General features: G+C 51.6%; 17 protein-coding genes. All 17 read right to left on the bottom strand.

Features of this window, described 5'->3' with window-relative positions; genetic code table 11:
- Positions 1–58: 58 nt before the first annotated feature.
- The 17 genes from H6G21_RS20455 to H6G21_RS20535 all read right to left on the bottom strand — a co-directional run bounded on the left by H6G21_RS20455 (position 59) and on the right by H6G21_RS20535 (position 18,709).
- Positions 59–1,045 carry a HEAT repeat domain-containing protein gene (locus H6G21_RS20455; protein WP_190575378.1) on the bottom strand — a complete coding sequence of 329 codons (987 nt, stop codon included), beginning with the start codon at positions 1,043–1,045 and terminating at the stop codon, positions 59–61.
- Between the two features lie 7 nt (positions 1,046–1,052).
- On the bottom strand, positions 1,053–1,280 hold the full coding sequence (locus H6G21_RS20460) for a ferredoxin family protein (RefSeq protein ID WP_190575380.1): 228 nt from the start codon (positions 1,278–1,280) through the stop codon (positions 1,053–1,055).
- Positions 1,281–1,286: 6 nt separating this feature from the next.
- Positions 1,287–2,990, bottom strand: a complete 1,704-nt coding sequence (locus H6G21_RS20465) for a fumarate reductase/succinate dehydrogenase flavoprotein subunit (RefSeq protein WP_190575459.1) — start codon at positions 2,988–2,990, stop codon at positions 1,287–1,289.
- A gap of 41 nt (positions 2,991–3,031) precedes the next feature.
- Complete coding sequence (locus tag H6G21_RS20470) at positions 3,032–4,111, bottom strand: sulfonate ABC transporter substrate-binding protein (RefSeq protein ID WP_190575382.1); 1,080 nt, start codon at positions 4,109–4,111, stop codon at positions 3,032–3,034.
- 106 nt (positions 4,112–4,217) lie between these two features.
- Positions 4,218–4,769: a cupin domain-containing protein gene (locus H6G21_RS20475; RefSeq protein ID WP_190575384.1), complete on the bottom strand. Its 552-nt coding sequence runs from the start codon at positions 4,767–4,769 to the stop codon at positions 4,218–4,220.
- A 99-nt stretch (positions 4,770–4,868) separates the two neighbouring features.
- On the bottom strand, positions 4,869–5,792 hold the full coding sequence (locus H6G21_RS20480) for a bile acid:sodium symporter (protein WP_199307349.1): 924 nt from the start codon (positions 5,790–5,792) through the stop codon (positions 4,869–4,871).
- Positions 5,793–5,799: 7 nt separating this feature from the next.
- Entirely contained in the window at positions 5,800–6,465 is a 666-nt protein-coding gene (locus tag H6G21_RS20485; RefSeq protein ID WP_190575386.1) for a class I SAM-dependent methyltransferase family protein, read from the bottom strand.
- A 153-nt stretch (positions 6,466–6,618) separates the two neighbouring features.
- Positions 6,619–8,952: an arylsulfatase gene (locus H6G21_RS20490; RefSeq protein ID WP_347278050.1), complete on the bottom strand. Its 2,334-nt coding sequence runs from the start codon at positions 8,950–8,952 to the stop codon at positions 6,619–6,621.
- A 150-nt stretch (positions 8,953–9,102) separates the two neighbouring features.
- Positions 9,103–10,092 (bottom strand): formylglycine-generating enzyme family protein, encoded by a 990-nt coding sequence (locus tag H6G21_RS20495; RefSeq protein ID WP_347278051.1) that lies wholly within the window; start codon positions 10,090–10,092, stop codon positions 9,103–9,105.
- Positions 10,093–10,255: 163 nt separating this feature from the next.
- On the bottom strand, positions 10,256–10,927 hold the full coding sequence (locus H6G21_RS20500) for a GNAT family N-acetyltransferase (RefSeq protein WP_190575388.1): 672 nt from the start codon (positions 10,925–10,927) through the stop codon (positions 10,256–10,258).
- A 9-nt stretch (positions 10,928–10,936) separates the two neighbouring features.
- The gene (locus H6G21_RS20505; protein ID WP_190575390.1) at positions 10,937–11,284 is read right to left on the bottom strand and encodes a ferredoxin family protein; all 348 of its coding nucleotides are present in this window, start codon (positions 11,282–11,284) and stop codon (positions 10,937–10,939) included.
- Positions 11,281–13,002, bottom strand: a complete 1,722-nt coding sequence (locus tag H6G21_RS20510) for an FAD-binding protein (RefSeq protein WP_190575466.1) — start codon at positions 13,000–13,002, stop codon at positions 11,281–11,283. The genes H6G21_RS20505 and H6G21_RS20510 overlap by 4 nt, the downstream gene beginning before the upstream one ends.
- 236 nt (positions 13,003–13,238) lie before the next feature.
- Positions 13,239–14,060, bottom strand: coding sequence for an ABC transporter ATP-binding protein (locus H6G21_RS20515; protein WP_190575392.1), 822 nt, complete (start codon positions 14,058–14,060; stop codon positions 13,239–13,241).
- A 59-nt stretch (positions 14,061–14,119) separates the two neighbouring features.
- Complete coding sequence (locus H6G21_RS20520; protein ID WP_190575395.1) at positions 14,120–15,190, bottom strand: ABC transporter substrate-binding protein; 1,071 nt, start codon at positions 15,188–15,190, stop codon at positions 14,120–14,122.
- A 32-nt stretch (positions 15,191–15,222) separates the two neighbouring features.
- On the bottom strand, positions 15,223–16,053 hold the full coding sequence (locus H6G21_RS20525) for an ABC transporter permease subunit (RefSeq protein ID WP_190575397.1): 831 nt from the start codon (positions 16,051–16,053) through the stop codon (positions 15,223–15,225).
- Positions 16,054–16,055: 2 nt separating this feature from the next.
- Positions 16,056–17,495 carry an amidase gene (locus H6G21_RS20530; protein WP_190575399.1) on the bottom strand — a complete coding sequence of 480 codons (1,440 nt, stop codon included), beginning with the start codon at positions 17,493–17,495 and terminating at the stop codon, positions 16,056–16,058.
- Between the two features lie 41 nt (positions 17,496–17,536).
- Positions 17,537–18,709, bottom strand: coding sequence for a hypothetical protein (locus tag H6G21_RS20535; protein WP_190575401.1), 1,173 nt, complete (start codon positions 18,707–18,709; stop codon positions 17,537–17,539).
- Positions 18,710–18,751 lie beyond the last annotated feature (42 nt).

The raw sequence follows: 18,751 nt of genomic DNA on the forward strand, positions 1-18,751 counted from the left end.
AGCCCACTCCTGTACAACGGTAAAATCGGTCGGATCATTTTGGTTTTGCAACAGTTCGTTAAACTGTAACGATTGCCAACTGACCGATAGCCCGTTCCGCTCGGATACTGACTTCCCGATCGGGATCATCTAAAGCCTGTTGGAGGGCTTGTAGAGCTAGGGGATCGCCCAGTTTGCCTAGACCGATCGCAGCTTCCTTGCGGACATCGGACACTGCATCAGTTAGTGCATGAATCAGAATTTCGAGGGTTTGTGCGATCGACTCGCTGGGAACGACTTGGGCTTGCAATGCCTGAATCGCAAACCTCCGCACCTGCCAATCTTGATCCTGAATTGCTATGAGCAATCCGGGAATCGCTTCGGGAGCGGGATGCAAGGCCAGCGACTTCGCCGCATTACGGCGCACCTGCCAATCTTGATCCTGGCCCAATGCCTGGATTAACCAGGGCACGGCTTCATCACTGGCTAAATGCCCTAAAGTTAATGCGACTTCCCGTCGGACGGCATCCACGGGATCCTGGATCAGTGGCAAAATGGGTGGACAGCGATCGAGTTGATTTAAATACCGCAGGGTAATCACTGCCGCTTCCCGCAGCTCCCAATTCGGGGCTGACAAAAAGGGCAAAATGTAGGGCAGCGCCTGCACATCATGGATCTTGCGCAACAAATACAACACACTCAATTGCACAGTTGGCTGATTCTGTTGCAATCTGTCCAATAGTAATAACAAATGATCGGGCCTCACCAATTCACCCAAAGCCGACTGCGCCTCTTGCCGCACCTCAGCATCGGGCGATTGCAGGACATCCAGTAAGGCTGGAACCGCGATCGGATTAGCCAATTCCCAAAGCGCTGTTACCGCTAATTGCTGCACGATCTCGTATTCATCCTGCAAAGCCTGAATCAAGGGTGCTACAGCCACTTCATCGCCCAAATGTTGCAGGGTTTTAATCGCGACCAAACGATCGCTCACTTCCGGCGATCGTAATTGTTCCAGCGCTTCTAGAACGTCTGGATCGCTTTCTAGCCCACCATGACCTAGCATCACTCAATTACCTTAAGAGAAACGGAATCTGCACCGTAATTGCCTTCGTTGGACATTCCTTTTCGCAGGGAAGACAGAACCAACATTCGTCATATTTCATGTAAGCCTTACCTGTCTCAGGATTTTTAGCCAACACATCCAATGGACAAACATCAATGCACACGGTACATTTTTCCAAACACTTCGATTCATCCACCACCACCGGAACATCTACCCGTTGATTGGTTAATGCCATAACACCTTACCTCATAGCGACATCGTAAACTTCTGTTTGCACATCCACATCAATGATGTAGGGATCAATCGATCGCTTAAACAATTGCATTTCGTTGGGTGCAACTTGTTTCAAATTAACATGACAAAACCATTCTGCGTCATTACGATCGGGATAATCTACGCGGTAATGATACAATCCCCAACGGCTTTCACGACGATAGAGCGAAGCCCTAGCGGCCATTTCCGCACAATCCCGAATAAAATGTACCTCCATACACCGCATTAGTTCATGGGGATCACGCGCCCCCATTTGCTCTAAGGTGTCGTGGTAGCGGACAAAATGCTGCAAGCCTATTTCCATCTTATTCGTGACCTTGGGCGGCTGTAGGTAATCATTCACCAAACGCCGTAGTTTGTATTCCACCTGGGTATGGGGAATCCCATTGGGACGGGTTAAGGGGGCATAAACTCGGTTGCGTTCTGTAGCTAAGACATCCCCATCTGGCTCTAAATGAGGAACCGATCGGGCATATTGCGCTGCCTGTTCTCCCGCAATCCGACCGTAAACAAAAGCGCCAATCATGTAATTATGCGGCACACTGGCCATATCCCCCGCCGCATACAACCCCGGAATGGTCGTTTCCGCCCGCTCATTCACCCAAACGCCAGACGCACTGTGGCCACTGCATAGCCCAATTTCCGAAATATTCATCTCAATGCCATGGGTACGGTAATTTTCCCCACGGCCTGCATGGAAACGATCGCGGCTAGGCCGTTCATTGCTCCAAAGAATCGACTCAATTTCGGCAATGGTAGCTTCATCCAAATGGGTCATCTGCAATTGGATCGGGCCTTTGCCGGAGTTCAGCTCCTTCCAAATTTCCAGCATCATTTGGCCACTCCAATAATCACAATTAATGAAGCGGTGGCCCTCAGCATTGGTTGTATAGGCCCCAAAGGGGCCCGCCACATAGGCGCAAGCAGGGCCGTTGTAATCCTTAATCAGCGGGTTAATTTGAAAGCATTCGATGTTGGATAACTCAGCTCCGGCATGGTAGGCCATGGAATAGCCATCCCCCGCGTTGGTGGGGTTTTCGTAGGTGCCGTAGAGATAACCCGAAGCGGGCAGTCCCAAACGGCCACAAGCACCCGTAGACAGAATGACTGCCTTCGCCTGAATCACTACAAAATTGCCATTGCGCACATCAAAGCCGATCGCGCCGATCGCCCGCCCCTCCTGCACGATGACCCGCGTCGCCATCACCCGATTCAGAACCCGCACTTTATGGCGTTTAACCTGGCGCGTCAGAATCGGTTTGAGGTCTTTGCCCTGGGGCATCGGCAGCACATATTTACCTACCCGATGCACCTGCTTAACGTCGTAGTTCCCGTCGGGATCCTTTTGGAATTGGACGCCCCAACCTTCGAGTTCTTGAATGGTTTCGTAGCCCAGGGTTGCGGTTTGCAAAACGGCTTTCTGTTGAACGATGCCATCATTGGCGATCGTCACTTCCCGCACATATTTTTCCGGAGTGGCATGGCCGGGAATCACCGCAGTATTGACCCCATCCATGCCCATCGCGATCGCGCCACTGCGGCGAATATTAGCCTTTTCCAGAATCAACACATCCGCATCGGGATTGGCTTGTTTTGCCTTAATCCCAGCCATGGTGCCCGCCGTTCCCCCACCAATTACCAAAACATCAGTAATCAGGCGATCGGTCGTCATATTTTGGACATCAAAAGCAACATCCGCCCCAGTAGTTTGCATTACGAATTCCCCTTCCAAACGGCTTCTTGAACTTTGATTTCCTTAGGAATCAGCTTAATCTTGCTAAAGGTATCAGCAATTTCCTGCTGCTTCGCAATCACTTCATCAGTCAGCGGTAATACGCCATATTCACGCCGCTTTTCCGCCAGTTCTAGGGGAGCCGGATCAATACCCAAACTTGGTGCCAAAAACTTTGTCACTTCCGAAGGATTACTCTTAGCCCAATCGCTGCGTTTCCTCACTTCATCCAAGACAATTTTCAAGGCCGCAGGATTCTTATCAATAAAAGTTTGCGAAGCCAGATAGTAGCCCTTGTTCGGGGCCAATCCTGTTGCATCAGCTATCTGCTTAGCTCCGATCTTGGTTTCTGCCACAGCCAAATAGGGATCCCAGATGGCCCAGGCATCCACTTTGCCAGTTTCAAAGGCAGCACGGGCATCAGCCGGGGTTAAATGCACCACTTCCACATCGCTTAAACTTAAGCCAACGGACTCCAACGCCTTGACTACCAAATAATTGGTATTTGATCCTTTCGCAAAGGCCAGTTTCTTCCCTTTCAAATCCTCTAATTTTTGAATGGATGAATCCTTGGGAACTACGATCGCTTCGGCTTTGGTGGATAGGGGATCGTAGGCCACATAGCGCACAGGCGTCCCCGCAGCCTGGGCAAAAATGGGGGGGGCTTCTCCGGTATAGCCAAAATCAACGGAACCCGAATTCATGGCTTCCAACAGCGGCGGCCCTGCTGGAAATTCAGCCCACTGGACTGTTCCTCCAGAAGCTGCAAGGGCTGTTTCCAAATCCTTGTTTTCCTTTAGCAAACTCAGAATGGTGGCCGCCTTTTGATAGCCAATTTTGACAACTAAGCCGCTGGCAGGGGGAGTAGCATTGTTGTTCGGCAAATTGCCGGGGGAAGCAGCCTGATTACTTTGATTCCCAGAAGAACAGGCTGAGACAACTAAACTGAGGCTCAACCCGATCGCCATGAATGATAAAAAGGCTTGCGACGACGATCGGGTAAAGCGAGTCTGAATGCGCTGCCAAAACGCTGTAAAAAAAACATGTGGTTGTAATGCCATAAACTTAAACCTCACACACACAAATCAAGTCATCAATCAGAAAATTACTCACCAGCATTGGAAAAGGACTCACAAAGGACTCACAAAGGACTCATCATGGGCAACCCTAAAGAGAAACGGGTTGAAAGTTCACGTCCCGGCCTGTATATTCTGGTACCCAACCATCCGTCCCAGTAAAGTAACGGATAGCCTTAATTTGAAGAGTTTCCGTCAAAACAAACCAATGTTCAGTACCCGCTGGAACGTTGATATATTCTTCAGGATAAACCGTCAGCTCAACTTGACTCTCATCGGGTAAAACAAAGCCAAAAATGCCTTCTCCATCAATGATGTAGCGGATTTCATCATCAGCATGAGTATGAATTTTATCAAATTTTGCCAACAATTCATTGAGATTGGGAACCTTTGGATGCAAAACCACCAAATCCCGATTCTGATAACCATCAGATTGTTGAAGTTGTTGAAAATAGTGATCCAAAGTCACTAATACCGCTTCTTTTTCTGTATCGTTGAGGCTATCCTGGGCCAAAAGCGCCTTGAGTTCAGGATTATCTTCGATCGGCCAATGGTGTAACTGAATATCTAGAGGTTGCAGAACCTCCGTAATGCGATCTAACTCTGTGAGCACTTGACCATTTTCTAGCCTGAGTCTTGCCACAATAGCCTCCAGAAATGATTGAAATTCATTCGAGAACTAAGTTGATTCCCCCATCCCCCGGTAGCGAGCTAATCAATGCATTCATCCACCCATTTGTCATTAAGAAGCCTCCGCTTGCTCAACTTTGATCGTTTCAGCTTTGATCGTTTCAGCGTTGCTAAAGACTTGCTTAGCAATCAGACGGATGATGATAAACAGTGAAAAACTCGTTACTACAATTACACTGACGACGGTGGGATCATCAAAATTTGTCCCTGCAACCAGCAACGCGGCAGCAATGTTACGCTGGGCCGTTCCAACGGCGAGAGTGCGTTTGGTGTCTTCTTCTGGGCCACCCAGCAGATAACCAATTAAAAAGGATACCAGAATAAATCCCGCGATCGCTAAAATTGCACCTGTTTTGATCATAAGGATTAAGCTATCCACTTGGAGCAGAAACGAACTCGTCAACCCAACCACTAAACCAATGCTAGAAATTTTCCGCATCCAGGGTTGTAGGGTTGCAGCGATCGACGCATTGGTGGCCCGGATAACCAAGCCCAAGGCCAGCGGAATTAGCATTAGGGTCAAGAGGGGTTTGACAATATCCCAGGGGCTGACCTGCACATCCTGGAGGACAAAGGAAAAGGCAAAGGGCATATAAATTGCCGTCAGCCCCATCATCAATAACATCACACCAGCGGCATAGGCTAAATTCCCTTGCACGAGCTGGGCCAGCTTGGGCAAAACGGGCGGGCCTGCGGCCACTGCCAAAATCGTTAAACCAATCTGAACGGAATGATCTAAGGGGGCAACCTGCAAGAGCCCATACACAAAGAGCGGAACCAGGATAAAGTTAGCGAGCAGTGACTTCAGGATGAGTCGCACATTCCGCAGGGGTTCCCAGATTTGCTGGAGCGTGAGGCTAAAGCCGGTGTCCAGGAGCATGGACAAAATGAGAACGAGGAAGGTGAGCTTATTGACTAGGCGCAGATCAATAGCGCCTTCGATCGTTCTCAAGAGTTCGTGGAAAGTGTCATGCATGGGGTTTTCAGGTAGGAGCAACCGCTCGATCGGGACTGCCAGAAAAAACGAAGAGGTGCTGATTGGCCGGTAGGGGAGCGGGGGTGCCTACATAGCGATGCAACCCAACCCCCATATCGCCCGTGGCGGTTAACTGGAAGTCCACTTCTTCAAACTGAGCGGATTGGAAGGTCTGCCGCACAAGGTCGGAATAGGCGATGCCATCCCGATGTCCTCGCGTCCAAGCGACCAAGGCACCCGTTTTCGCCAAGAATTTTAGGTTGCCAATGAGTTGCTGTAGGGCCGCTTCATCGGCCAAGTTGCCAAAAATTCCGCACACGAGCACGATATCCGCAGGAACCGCCCCTGCGTAGTTATCCGAGAGGGTGGCATCGCCCTGAAGTAACTCAATTTGGTTGGCTAAACCGGTCTGCCCGATCGCGGATTGACCCTGTTCCACCAATTGCGGATTGAGTTCAATTAATCGGGCAGAAACCTCAGCGCGGCGGGGATGGTTGAGCAATGCCCCCCGTAAATCGCGCCCGTCCCCCGCGCAGGCACTCACGATCTGAATCGGGCCAGGGGGCTGGGCATCCAGCGATCGGGTAATATACCCCTGCACGATTTCAAGGCGTTGTTGGAGGCGTTCCTCGCGCTGATAGAGGTTATGCCATTCAAACCAATCCTTAGGCATCTTGATTGCTCCTGCGTAGTCGTTGTGAAGTGGTTATTGTGATTTGCTGTTGTCAACCAGACTGATTGCCTTGCTAATTGCGCTGGTATCAGTCTGGCAAACTGACGGGTAGGTTCGATGATAGGAATGTTGATGGGAATTGTGATAGGAATGTTAAGCCTGTTTGAGATCAAGGGTGACTTTCTGTAAGTTGCCGGTGAAGGCAAAGGGTACCTTGTAGTTCTCAAGGACAGGGGTTCCCAAATCCCGACCAATATCAAAGGTTTCATCCAAGCCCCAACGGTAGGCAACGGTGTGGGGAATGCGGCCTTCTCCAACCTGCTGGCCGTTGATCCATAATTTGCCAATGCCCCCGGCTCCGGGCTTACCCCCATCGGACTGGAACTCAAATTTCAATTGAGTTGTTCCTTGACTCACTTTTTCCGAGGCTTGGATGACGGTGCGATCGTTGCCTAGGAAGTTGTACGCAAAGGTGGGTTTGCCCTCGTCCAAAAAGAAGCTCCATCCCGCAAACCGTCCCCCCTGGGAGACTAATACGCCTTCTGCGTCATCATCCTGAAGCTCCACATCCGCGGTAATGCTAAAGGATTTATTTTTAATATCCGGTGCGCTGGCTTCGGGGACTCCCTCCGTACCGGGATAATAAACAAAATGGGTTCGTCCCTGAACTAGGCTTGGTCGGGTGCTAACATCAAACCGCTTGAGAAGACGATCGTCTAACGGCAAGACTTTATGCTTCTGCGCCTCCGTCAGAAAGAGTTTTTGCAATTGCTGCAATTTGGTTGGATTTTGTGCCGCTAGATTGTTCGCTTCACTGAAGTCTTCAGCAATGTTGTATAGCTCCCAGGTATCTTGATCAAAGGTGGTTTTGGAAACGGCTTCCCAAGGTAACCGACCATGGCGTGCCGCCGCCACCCAACCCCGATCGTAGATTGCCCGATTCCCAAACATTTCAAAGTACTGGGTGGTGCGGTGGGAGGGTTCCTCTGGATGGTCAAAGGTATAAACTAGGCTGGTGCCTTCGATCGGTTGTTGTTCTACCCCATTGACCACCGTGGGAGCGGTAATTCCAGCGGCTTCCAAAATCGTGGGTGCAATGTCAATCACATGGTGAAATTGTGTGCGCAGTCCCCCCCGTTCCTGAATCCGATCGCCCCAGGCAATCACCAAGGGATCGCGGGTACCGCCAAAGTGGGAGGCAATTTGTTTCGTCCATTGGAAGGGCGTGTTGACGGCCCAGGCCCAAGCCGCATGGAAATGATTAAAGGTTTTGGGGCTGCCTAAATCATCCAAGGCTGCTAGGACCTGTTGGCGATCTTCGGGCACCCCGTTGAACACCTTCAATTCGTTAACGCTACCTGTTAAGCCTCCTTCTGCACTGGCTCCGTTATCCCCAGCAATGTAGATCACGAGGGTGTTATCTAATTCACCTAACTGATCGATCGCGTGAATGACCCGTCCCACTTGGGCATCGGTATGGGCGGTAAATCCCGCAAAAACTTCCGCTTGATGGGCAAATAGCTTTTGGTCTTCTTTGGACAGGGAATCCCATGCGGGCAGTTCAGCGGGGCGCGGCGTTAACTGTGCATTGGCAGGAATCACCCCTAACTGTTTCTGGCGGGCAAAGGTTTCCTCACGCAATTTATCCCAACCCTGATCAAATTTCCCTTTGTACCGTTCAATCCACTCCTTGGGGGCATGGTGGGGGGCGTGGGTTGCACCCGTCGCAAAGTAGGCGAAGAAGGGCTTATCTGGGGCGATCGATTGCTGGGTCTGAATCCAATGAATGGCGTGATCGGCGAGGTCGTGGGTAAGGTGATAGTTGGGGTCGTTGAGGGGTGCTTGAATGTGCTTCGTATTTTCGACTAAAGCAGGACTCCACTGGTTTGTATCACCGCCTAAAAAGCCGTAGAAGTAATCAAAGCCGAGATGGGTTGGCCAACGATCGAAGGGCCCAGCGGCACTGGTTTCATAATCCGGGGTGTTATGCCATTTGCCAAAGGCGGCAGTACTGTACCCATTTTGTTGGAGCACCTCTGCCACGGTGGCGGCACTCCTCGGCAAAATGCTGTTATAGCCGGGATAGCCTGAGGCGATTTCCTGGACGACCCCTGTGCCGACGGAATGGTGGTTCCGCCCGGTGAGTAAGGCCGCTCGGGTGGGGGAACAGAGGGCCGTGACGTGGAATTGGTTGTAGCGCAATCCCCGATCGGCGAGGGCGGTCAGTTCCGGGGTCGCGATCGGGCCCCCAAAGGTGCTGGTTTGCCCAAAGCCTTCGTCATCCAGCAGCACGAGCAAAACGTTGGGGGCTTTGGCCGGGGCGGTGATGGGTTTGGGAAAGTCCGGCTGGGAGTCTTTGTAGGTGAGGCCAATTTTGCCTTGGAACGGGGGCTCAGGAATGGGGAGGACTTTGGAGGTTGCGGCCCAGGCGGGTAACGGCAGCAAGCTCGTGAGGCTGAGCACCGCGATCGTCAAAAATTTTGTCATGCGTCCCAGGAGCGATCGTAATTGCAGCATGGCTAGCCACCGCCAGCGAGTCCGGTGCTGAGTCTGGAACCCTTGAATGAAACGAACTATTTTCATGGTTTATCTTTCTGGATATCGAACTGGATGTAGAATGGTTGTTTGAACTGGAAATCAACCTGCCTGGCCGATCGTGGGTGCGTGGCTTGAAGGAAGATTCTTGACTAAGCGAAATCCAATGTGGGTCGTGCCAGTGTCGGGGGATTCGGACTCCCGCGCCGCCGGACGGAACCGACTGCAATAATTCAGCGCACAGAGGTAAGAGCCTCCTTTGATGACGTGCAGCGCCCCATCCCTGGGTTTATTGGGATCAAAACTCTGGGAGGCTTGGGGGCCGGTGGGATTGTGTTGGTGGGCGTGGCTAGCGTGTCCTGGGTGATACCAATCCGCTGTCCATTCCCACACATTCCCGGTCATGTCATACAGTCCATAGCCGTTCGCAGGAAAAGAACCAACGGGAGCCGTGCCGCTGTAGCCATCGGCTTGGGTATTCAAGATCGGAAACAACCCTTGCCAAGTATTGGCTTTGTCGGCTGCATACTGGTTACCCCAACTGTAGGTGGCACCGTCCAAGCCACCCCTCGCCGCGAATTCCCATTGGGCTTCCGTCGGCAGGGATTTTCCGGCCCATTGGGCATAGGCAACCGCATCTTCGTAGGCGATATGCACGACGGGATAGTTCTCTTGACCCACGATCGTGCTGTCTGGGCCAGAGGGATGTCGCCAGTTAGCGCCGACTGTCCAATACCACCAACTCAAAAGGGGCACGGATTTTGCATCGGCGGCGGGGGGACGAAACACTAAGGAACCGGGCGATCGTTGATCATCGGGCAAGTCAGGAAACTGTGCTGGAGAGAGTGGCCGTTCTGCGACAGTTCGGTATCCCGTTGCTTGGACAAATTCCGCAAATTGGGAATTGGTGACTTCGGTTTGATCAATACAAAAGCTATCTAGCGTGACCTGATCCGCCGATCGCTCCTCTGGAAAGCGCGGATCCTCTGAACCCATTTGAAAGCTTCCCCCTGCAATCCATTGCATTCCCGCTGGACAGGGGAGATCCGCCCAGGCATTAGGACTGAGCCACAGAGAACCAACCCACAGCATCCCGATCGTGAGTAGACAAGGGAACCATTGGGTTTTGCTCAGGGAAGTGATGGCCATGATCAGGGTTTGCATGGGAGCCCGGTCAAACAGGGGATTCAAGGGAGAAATACAAGGGAGAAATACAAGAGAGAGCCTTCAAGGGCGCGCATTCGAGGGCGGAAACTCAAGGTTGCCAATGGTATTTCACATTGGGTTGACCATTAAATGCATTCACGGACAATTGCCCTGGTTTAAACCCATGGTGTTCGTAAAATTTGCGGGCTTTGAGATTGATCTGCAAGGTATCCAGCGTTAGTCCTTGGGGGCAGAGTTGCTTAGCCCGATTGAGCAAAGCAGCGCCAATGCCCTGGTTGTGGTAACGAGAATCAACAAATAGCTGATCCACAAATTGCGTTTCTAGTACAACGGCAACAAATCCAATAATTCGATCGCTGGCTGCCTGCTGAGGGATCCCGATCGTTTGATGATGAAGCTGATCCCCAATAGGATCCCCAGTAGGATTGCCAATGGAGTTGCTAACAGGAGTACCCATTAAATTCCCAATCGAATCATTAATTGGGTCATTAATTGGATCATTAATTAGATTATTGGCTTGCTCGGCGATCGTGGCGACCCAGATAACAGCTTGGGCCAGAAGCTCCTGCTGAAATTTGGTTTGCCAACCGGCGTAGGATTGGGGATGTTGTAGATCGGGGAAGGTTTGATGCCAAGTACGATGCCAAAGATCGACAACGGCTGGGGCATCCTGGGACTGGTAGGGACGAAGGATGAAGGGGATTTTCTGGGACGGGAATTCCGAATCAAGGACCCCAGGATGATCAGAGATTGTATGCATAGGCGCGGGTTATGCCTGACTTTGGTAGGGACGGGGCAATTGTCGGAGTTGATGGGCTGTGTCTTGGTCGCTATTATTTTTTCTGCCATAGCCCCACCCCAAAATCCGGCGATACTCCCCTAGGATGCCACGATCGATGAGTGCCGCTTCATCCACGGGAATCTGGGTGTGGGACTGCGGTGCTACATAGAGGGCATCCGCTGGACAATAGGCTTCACACATGAAACAGGTTTGACAATCTTCTTGGCGAGCAATCACTGGCGGTTGGTCAGGCACTGCATCAAACACATTGGTTGGACAGACCTGAACGCAAACATCACAATTAATGCAACGATGATGGCTGACTAGCTCGATCATAGGGATCCTCCGGCAGCGATGGTGAGTTCAGACTGATTGCCCGCTGGATTAATCGTTGCAATGGGGGTTGGATTAGAGGAAGTGATGGTAGCAGCGATAGCGTTTTCTCTCGTATCTTCTCGATCGCGAATCCAGTCGCGCCGCACCCAGAGCCGATCTAAGCCGCCCGATGCTTGGTAATAACGCTGCTGGGGATCGGTATCGGGATAATCGACGCGCAGATGTTCCCCCCGACTTTCGGTGCGATGGAGCGCACTAAAGTAACCCCAGCGGGCCACCGCAGTGAGGGCAGCGGCACGGCGCGAAAATTCCACATCCCGTACGGTATCTTGTTTGGGGGTTCCCTGAACCTGTCGCCATAGGGTTTCCAATTGGGCTAAGGAATGAACCAAACCGGCCTCAGATCGGAAGTGATTTTTTTCTAAAGGAAAGACCTCCGCCTGTACCCCTTCAACGATCGCCGCACTATCAAAGGAGTCCTGATGGGTCGATCGTAATCCGGCCTGTCCTGCGGGAAAAACCTCCCTGGCATGAATTTGATCCCCCAGACCCTTGGCAAAGGTCGCTGCCCCCGCCCCCGCCCATTGCCCTGTGGAGATGGCCCAAGCGGCATTGGGACCTCCACCCCCAGAGCTGAGTCCTGCTAAAAATTCTCGGGAAGCCGCATCCCCCGCTGCATACAAACCGGGAACCGTCGTCGCGCAGTCATCAGCCACAAGCCGAATGCCTCCCGTCCCCCGCACAGTTCCCTCCAACAGCATTGTCACAGGTACCCGTTCTGTGTAGGGATCAATCTCTGCTTTTTTGTAGGGCAAGAAGGCAATAAAGTGCGATTTCTCAATCACTGCTTTGACTTCGGGGGTGGCTCGATCCAACTGGGCATAGACTGGGCCTTGCAGCAGCGCCTTGGGCAAAAAGCTTGGGTCACGACGACCATTGATATAACCGCCCAAATCATTGCCCGCTTCATCGGTAAAGGTGGCCCAACCAAAGGGCACTCCCCGCGTCACCGTGGCATTAAAGGCCGTCGAAATGGCATAGTGATTGGATGCCTCCATACTGGACAGTTCGCCCCCCACCTCTGCGGCCATCAGGAGCCCATCCCCCGTATTGGTATTGCAACCCAAGGCTTTACTTAGAAAAGCACAGCCCCCATTGGCTAACACCACGGCTCCAGCCCGAACGGTATAGGCCCGATCGTGTTGTCGCTGGATACCCCGTGCACCGGCCACGGCCCCATCCTGGGTGAGTAACAGCTCTAAGGCGGGGCTTTGATCGAGAATTTGCACCCCAGCGCGCAGCAAGGTCTTGCGCAGAATCCGCATATATTCAGGGCCGTAGTAACTCTGCCGCACCGATTTCCCATTTTCCTTAGGAAAGCGATACCCCCAACTTTCTACGAGGGGCAAACTAAGCCAGGTTTTTTCAATGACACGCTCAATCCAACGACGATTGGCGAGGTCTTTTCCCAGGCGATAACGCTCCTGGCTAATCCGTTCCCAATGCTCGGGGCTCGGAGCCATAATGCCATTGCCACTGGCGGCGGCGGCTCCACTCGTGCCTAAAAATCCCTTATCCACTACAACCACTCTTGCGCCTTGGCTGGCCGCAGACCAAGCCGCCCAAGCCGCAGCAGGCCCCCCGCCCACAACTAGGACATCGGCAGTGAGTTGCAATTCCGTTTCAGCCTGAATCGATACATGAGTAGACACGGACATCATTCCCTTATTACAAACAAACGCTAAACAATGGAAAGGGACATGTCAGCAGAGTCAAATAGAGTAATACTATTTACCCGATTCCATTGAAGTTCGCAAAGCTAGATGCGTGTTAGAGCAGCAACATACCAGATATAAAAAGCCTAACAGTCCCTCAATATTATAGAAATGGCATCCGATCGAGGGAGTTGTCTGTAATACAAATTTTATGTATCCCATACTATTCGTGTATCTAACTATTCCATCTGATCAGTCCGGATGCTATTAACCAGCAGTTCTCGCATTGCGATAAAGTCTTGGGAAAGTCGCAGGGTCGAGGCGGATTCATCGAGCGATCGCTGGGCAAATGGATTAGCAATTTCCTTGACAATCCGACCAGGACGAGCGTGCATCACGAGAATCCGGGTGGATAGGAGCAATGCCTCCTCGACATCGTGGGTGATAAAAAAGATAGTTTTCTGGGTTTTTTGCCAAATCCCCCGCAGGTGAGTTTGCATTGACTCGCGGGTTAGGGCATCTAATGCCCCAAAGGGTTCATCCATGAGGATGATTTGGGGCTCGGCGGCTAAGGTGCGAGCGATCGCGGCTCGTTGCTGCATACCGCCAGACAGTTGATAGGGCAACAAATGGGCTGCATGGGCCAGATCCACCATGTCCAGTACGGCTGAGGCCCGCTGTTTGCGCTCTAGTTTGGCAACCCGTTTCATCTGTAGGCCGAATTCAACATTGCGGGCGATCGAGAGCCAAGGAAACAAATTGGGTCGCTGAAATACCACGCCAACATCGGCATTCGGTGCGGTATGGGGTTTGCCTGCCACCCAAATGGAGCCTTGAGTTGGTTTTTGATAAGCTGCAAGTACCCGCAGTAGGGTGGTTTTGCCACAACCGGAGGAACCCAGAACACAGACAAAATCACCAGTGGCTAAGGCTAGATTAATATCCTGTAAAACTTCGTTACGATCAGTGCCATTACCAAAGCTAACGCTAACATTCACAAGCTTGGCAACACTAGGGGTGATCTGTGCTGATGTAACGGGTCTGCTACTTTGGACTGTCATCCTCTAGGTTCCTCGATGCGAGACGGGTTAGAAATGAGAGGTCGCTCAATGAGCGATGGCTATTTGTTGGTATAAATGGCCTGTTGATAGGTCGCCAAATCCGGAGCGCTATTGATCTTTTTCTGGGTTACGGCAAAATCAGCTGAACTCTTGAGGATTTTGGCAAAATCCCCCGGCTGACTGGCTGCACCTAGGTATTTAGCCTCTTTTTGTTCCGATGAATCCAGCCAAATGACGCCGTTACTCCCAGCTTCTGTGTCCGCTGGGGTGATGTTAATTTCCTTGGCTAGGGCCGCGATCGCAGTTTTTGGATCGGTGCGATAGAGTTTGACTGCTTCATCGAGGAGGCTGATGTACTGTTTCACCACGTCTGGATATTTCTCAGCAAACTCCTTGCGCACCACCCCGACATCAGCGGTGATAATGCCTTTCTTGGCAACATCGGCGGAGGTGGTGATAATCTGGCCGCCATCTTTTTTCAGCTTGCCAAGATTTGGTTCCCACACATAACTCGCATCAATGTCCCCCCGTTGCCATGCAGCCACAATATCCGGCGGTTGCAGATCGAGGATGGTCACATCCTTCTGATCAATTTTTTCCTGGAGTAATAGGGATTCTAGGGAGAAGTGGGCGGTTGAACCAAAGGGGGTTGCGACTTTCTTACCCTTGAGATCGGCGATCGATTGCACTCCATTTTTGCCAATCAGAGCCTCCGCTGAACCAATAATGTCGTGAATAAAGTAAACCTGGTAGGCCAAGCCCTGGGCAATCCCTACACTCGCTGGTACCGATCCGACTAAACCAAAGTCAATGCCATTGGCCGCGATCGCCGTATTCACATCGCGTCCAGAGTCAAAACTGGTGTATTGAACTTGGGAGTTTGGAAAGGCTTTCGCTGCTAGGCCCAAGGCTTTCACTAAGAGCTCTCCGTTGGGAATCACTTGGTAGCCAATCCGAATCTTATCCGGCACGGAGCCACCGGAGCTATTCACAGTAGAAGGATTGCCGCTAGCCGTAGGTGAGCTGCTAGAACTCGATCGACCCGTTTGCTCACTAGCGCAACTGGACAAAATGACTGGTACTGTAGCACCCACCAAACCCAACAACAGATTTCGACGTTTCAAATTCACAATCACTCACTCCTCGCTCAAACTCTTATCAACTACGCATCGCGACCAATCCAGGGAAGCTGACTTTTCTCGACCCAACGAATCACGGTGTCGATCAAGATTGCAATCGTTCCCATGATGATAATGCCAACAAAAATTACATCACTTCGGAGAAATTTACTCGCATCTAAGACCATCCAGCCGATCCCGGAAACGGCAGCGACCATTTCCGCTGCCACTAGTGTGGAATAGGCAACGCCGATCGCGGTTCGTAACCCCGTAAAAATTTCTGGTAGACAGGAGGGCAAGATGACATAGACAAATAGCTGCCAGCCCGATGCTCCCAGCGATCGTGCGCCATTGATGCGATCGATGGAAATCCGCTGCACCCCCGAGACAACCGCCAGAAATAAGGGTGCAAACGCAGCGAGAAATAACAGCGCAATCTTCGAGGGATTTTCAATTCCCAGCCAAATGACCAGTAAGGTGTAATAGGCTAGGGGAGGTAGGGGCCGGTAAAATTCAATCAGGGGATCAAGGGCCGCTCGTGCTGGTTTGAAGAAACCACACAGCATACCCAACGGAATCGCGGTCACGATCGCGAATACTAGGGCGGCAAATAGCCGATACATACTTTGGAAAATGTGATACCCTAACGAGTTACCTTTGTAGCCCTCACTCAAAATTCTCAGGAAGGCTGACCATACAGCGATCGGTGAGGGTAAGAATAGCGGGCTGACCCACTTGAAGGATGTCGCGATCGTCCACAAGACTAAGATTACCAGAACCGAGGTAATGGAAATCAATCGTTCTGAAGTCCAGAATCGCCGATTCAACTGAACCCAATTCACCGCATTATCGATTTGCTTCGTCCTGAGGTTCATGACTATCGTAGTGTTGGGGTTGTAAAGGGATGCACTGTTTCGTATGCCTTTGCCGCTTGTAGTACTAGAGCATCGTTATATTTGGCCCCAACAATTTGTAAGCCAACGGGTAAACCGGCTGCGGTAAATCCGATCGGCACCGAGGCAGCGGGTTGTTGGGTCAAATTAAAGGGATAGGTAAAGGGTGTCCAGTGTAATCCTGGGGGATACAAAGCGGATTGTGGCCCCCCTTGGCCCACGGGAAAAGCCACGATCGGTAAAGTCGGCGTGAGCAATAAATCATAGTTCTGATGAAACAGGCTGAGTTGTCGTCCGAGTGCTTCCCGCGCCTCCAGAGCCTGCTGATATTCGGCGAGGGTCACGGCTTCTCCGGCTGCGGCTGAAGCTTGCAGGCCATCTTCAACTAACGCCCGTTGTTCCGCTGTGAACGATCGCAGTAACTTGGCTGCCCCCGTAATCCAGAACGTCCGAAAAATAGGATAGGGATTCTCAAATCCTGGATCAACTGGCTCCACGATCGCCCCTAATGTGGCAAATACCTGCACTGCCTTTTCCACCAGCGCCGCCACCTCTGGCTCCACTGCGGCATAACCCAAATTTGGACTATAGGCAATTCGCAACCCTTTCACACCTCGCCCTAAATTCAGGCGATAGTCTTGGCCAGATTCCGGCAGTGCATACCAGTCACGGGGATCGGGATGGGCGATCGCCGTTAACCCCAGCGCCGCATCCTCAACATGGCGCGTTATTACCCCAATGTGAAACAGGGTTCCCGTATGGGCGGACGGATAGCCCGCAACCCGCCCAAAGGTGGGTTTGAACCCAAAAACGCCTGTAAATGCAGCCGGTTGGCGAGTCGAGCCACCCCCATCGGTACTAATGTGCAACATGCCTAGGTTTAAGGCCGCTGCAACCGCTGCACCGCCACTGCTACCACCGGGTGTCAGTTCTAGGTTCCAAGGATTGCGCGTAATTCCGCTCAAAGGGGATTCCGTTACCCCTTTCCAGCCAAATTCGGAAGTGGTTGTTTTGCCTAAAAAAATTGCACCCTGCGATCGTAACTGAGCTACGGCTGGTGCATCTTCCTGCCATGATTGCTGAAGGGAAATGGCCCGACTGCCTCGCAGGGTTGGCCAGTTTTTTGTGAGCAGTAAATCCTTAACGGTGGTGGGAATACCATCCACTAAGCCCAACGGCTCACCCCGCTGCCAACGGGCTTCTGAAGCTCTTGCTGCGGTTAATGCACGGGCTTCATCAACTAGAACAAAGGCATTCACTGAGCGATTGGTGAGTCGAATCTGGCGGAGTACCGCCTGCGTCACTTCTACGGGTGAGAGCGATCGATTTCTATAATGATGCAGTAAATCGATCGCATTGAGGTTTTGAACATCCGTGGGTGTAGAAGATGAGCTGGTTTGAGGTGCCGCCGCCTGAAGGTTCATAAGTTGAGCCAGATACTGAATGAACGCGAAAATGCTAGAGCCTAGGAGGGTTGCTTTTGCCAGGTAATAATCACCACACCATCCCCGGCCTTTGAGGGTAATAAACTAAGAAACAGGGGGGTATTGCCTGATTTTTCAATGCGATAAAGTTTGCCCCCACCAAAATCTGGCAAATCAATGACCGTATAGCCATTACTTTTTAGCTGTTCACCAAAGAACTCGCTCATCATGTTGTCAGTATAGCCAGTGCCCAAACTGATATTGACCACTTCCGGCTTGGGTACAGCGGCACCCGCAGCAAACCCCTTTTCCTTGGAGGGGGCATAGGCTAACGCAGGCTGTACCAAGTTGCTCGGGTCCGCTTTTTCAACCGCCAAACCATTCAATAGCGCCGCCACTTCTGGTGGGACTTCCACAGCTTTCCGTAGGTCATCCAAGGTGCGGGGGGCATCCGATAGCACGATCGCCTGCCCATTCTCGGTTTGCAAAATGCTCAAAAACTGCGTTTCTCCCTTGCGTGACACCTGAAATACTTGGCGCAGTGGATCTTGTTCAGCGAGCTTGATTGCATATTGTTTAGTGGGTAATTCCTTGGTGTAGTACTGTGCGATTTGTGTGAGGGGATCAGCGGTGTGTAAACAGGCCGCTAATCCAAAACAATTTGGCTGTGCTCCAGGATAATTAGGAAAGTCGTCCCAGGAAGAAGTTGATTCATCCCCAGATGCAGGACTTGTGGGTGCAGCTTCTTCAGGCTTGGCCTCTGGTTTAAGCGCGGGAGGCTCTTCCGGTTTGGGCTGGGGCTTGGGTTCAAGTTGCGAAATGGGGGGAATGACCGTAGGGCTTGGAATCACTGGTTTGGGCGCGGGTGGCTGAACCAACTTTGTAGGTGGCTTGATGCGTTTCAGCTTCGGTATTTTTGTAATTCTAATTTGCTTTTCCTTGGCTTCAGTCTTGGGTGGTGACTTCGCCTCATACTGGGTGGGAACAAATAACAAAACACTATGGAGAGCAAACGACACGAGGAATGCCAGCCCTACCCATTTAGAAGCAGGACTCGTTTTGCTCGTGGTGAGGCAGAATTTAGGTGCAAAATCATCCGAGACCGTTTGTTCCGGCACGATCGTCAAAGATTGAGCGGCTGGGCGATCAATCACTGCCACATTGCTGTCTAAAACGCTGTCTAAAACTGCCGATTCGGGCTGATTCGGGTGCATAGAATTTCCTGCCTAAATCATCGATCAATTACCCAACAATGA

The sequence above is a fragment of the Alkalinema sp. FACHB-956 genome (assembly GCF_014697025.1).
In the GTDB taxonomy this organism is placed as follows: Bacteria; Cyanobacteriota; Cyanobacteriia; order Leptolyngbyales; family Leptolyngbyaceae; genus Alkalinema.

Excerpts from the sequence above, each read along its gene's own strand:
- H6G21_RS20500 (WP_190575388.1), bottom strand. The coding sequence starts at position 10,927 with ATGCATACAATCTCTGATCATCCTGGGGTCCTTGATTCGGAATTCCCG.
- H6G21_RS20515 (WP_190575392.1), bottom strand. The coding sequence starts at position 14,060 with ATGACAGTCCAAAGTAGCAGACCCGTTACATCAGCACAGATCACCCCT.
- H6G21_RS20465 (WP_190575459.1), bottom strand. The coding sequence starts at position 2,990 with ATGACGACCGATCGCCTGATTACTGATGTTTTGGTAATTGGTGGGGGA.
- H6G21_RS20485 (WP_190575386.1), bottom strand. The coding sequence starts at position 6,465 with ATGCCTAAGGATTGGTTTGAATGGCATAACCTCTATCAGCGCGAGGAA.
- H6G21_RS20525 (WP_190575397.1), bottom strand. The coding sequence starts at position 16,053 with ATGAACCTCAGGACGAAGCAAATCGATAATGCGGTGAATTGGGTTCAG.
- H6G21_RS20480 (WP_199307349.1), bottom strand. The coding sequence starts at position 5,792 with ATGCATGACACTTTCCACGAACTCTTGAGAACGATCGAAGGCGCTATT.
- H6G21_RS20460 (WP_190575380.1), bottom strand. The coding sequence starts at position 1,280 with ATGGCATTAACCAATCAACGGGTAGATGTTCCGGTGGTGGTGGATGAA.
- H6G21_RS20470 (WP_190575382.1), bottom strand. The coding sequence starts at position 4,111 with ATGGCATTACAACCACATGTTTTTTTTACAGCGTTTTGGCAGCGCATT.
- H6G21_RS20490 (WP_347278050.1), bottom strand. The coding sequence starts at position 8,952 with ATGACAAAATTTTTGACGATCGCGGTGCTCAGCCTCACGAGCTTGCTG.
- H6G21_RS20505 (WP_190575390.1), bottom strand. The coding sequence starts at position 11,284 with ATGATCGAGCTAGTCAGCCATCATCGTTGCATTAATTGTGATGTTTGC.
- H6G21_RS20530 (WP_190575399.1), bottom strand. The coding sequence starts at position 17,495 with ATGAACCTTCAGGCGGCGGCACCTCAAACCAGCTCATCTTCTACACCC.
- H6G21_RS20495 (WP_347278051.1), bottom strand. The coding sequence starts at position 10,092 with ATGCTGTGGGTTGGTTCTCTGTGGCTCAGTCCTAATGCCTGGGCGGAT.
- H6G21_RS20510 (WP_190575466.1), bottom strand. The coding sequence starts at position 13,002 with ATGTCCGTGTCTACTCATGTATCGATTCAGGCTGAAACGGAATTGCAA.
- H6G21_RS20535 (WP_190575401.1), bottom strand. The coding sequence starts at position 18,709 with ATGCACCCGAATCAGCCCGAATCGGCAGTTTTAGACAGCGTTTTAGAC.
- H6G21_RS20455 (WP_190575378.1), bottom strand. The coding sequence starts at position 1,045 with ATGCTAGGTCATGGTGGGCTAGAAAGCGATCCAGACGTTCTAGAAGCG.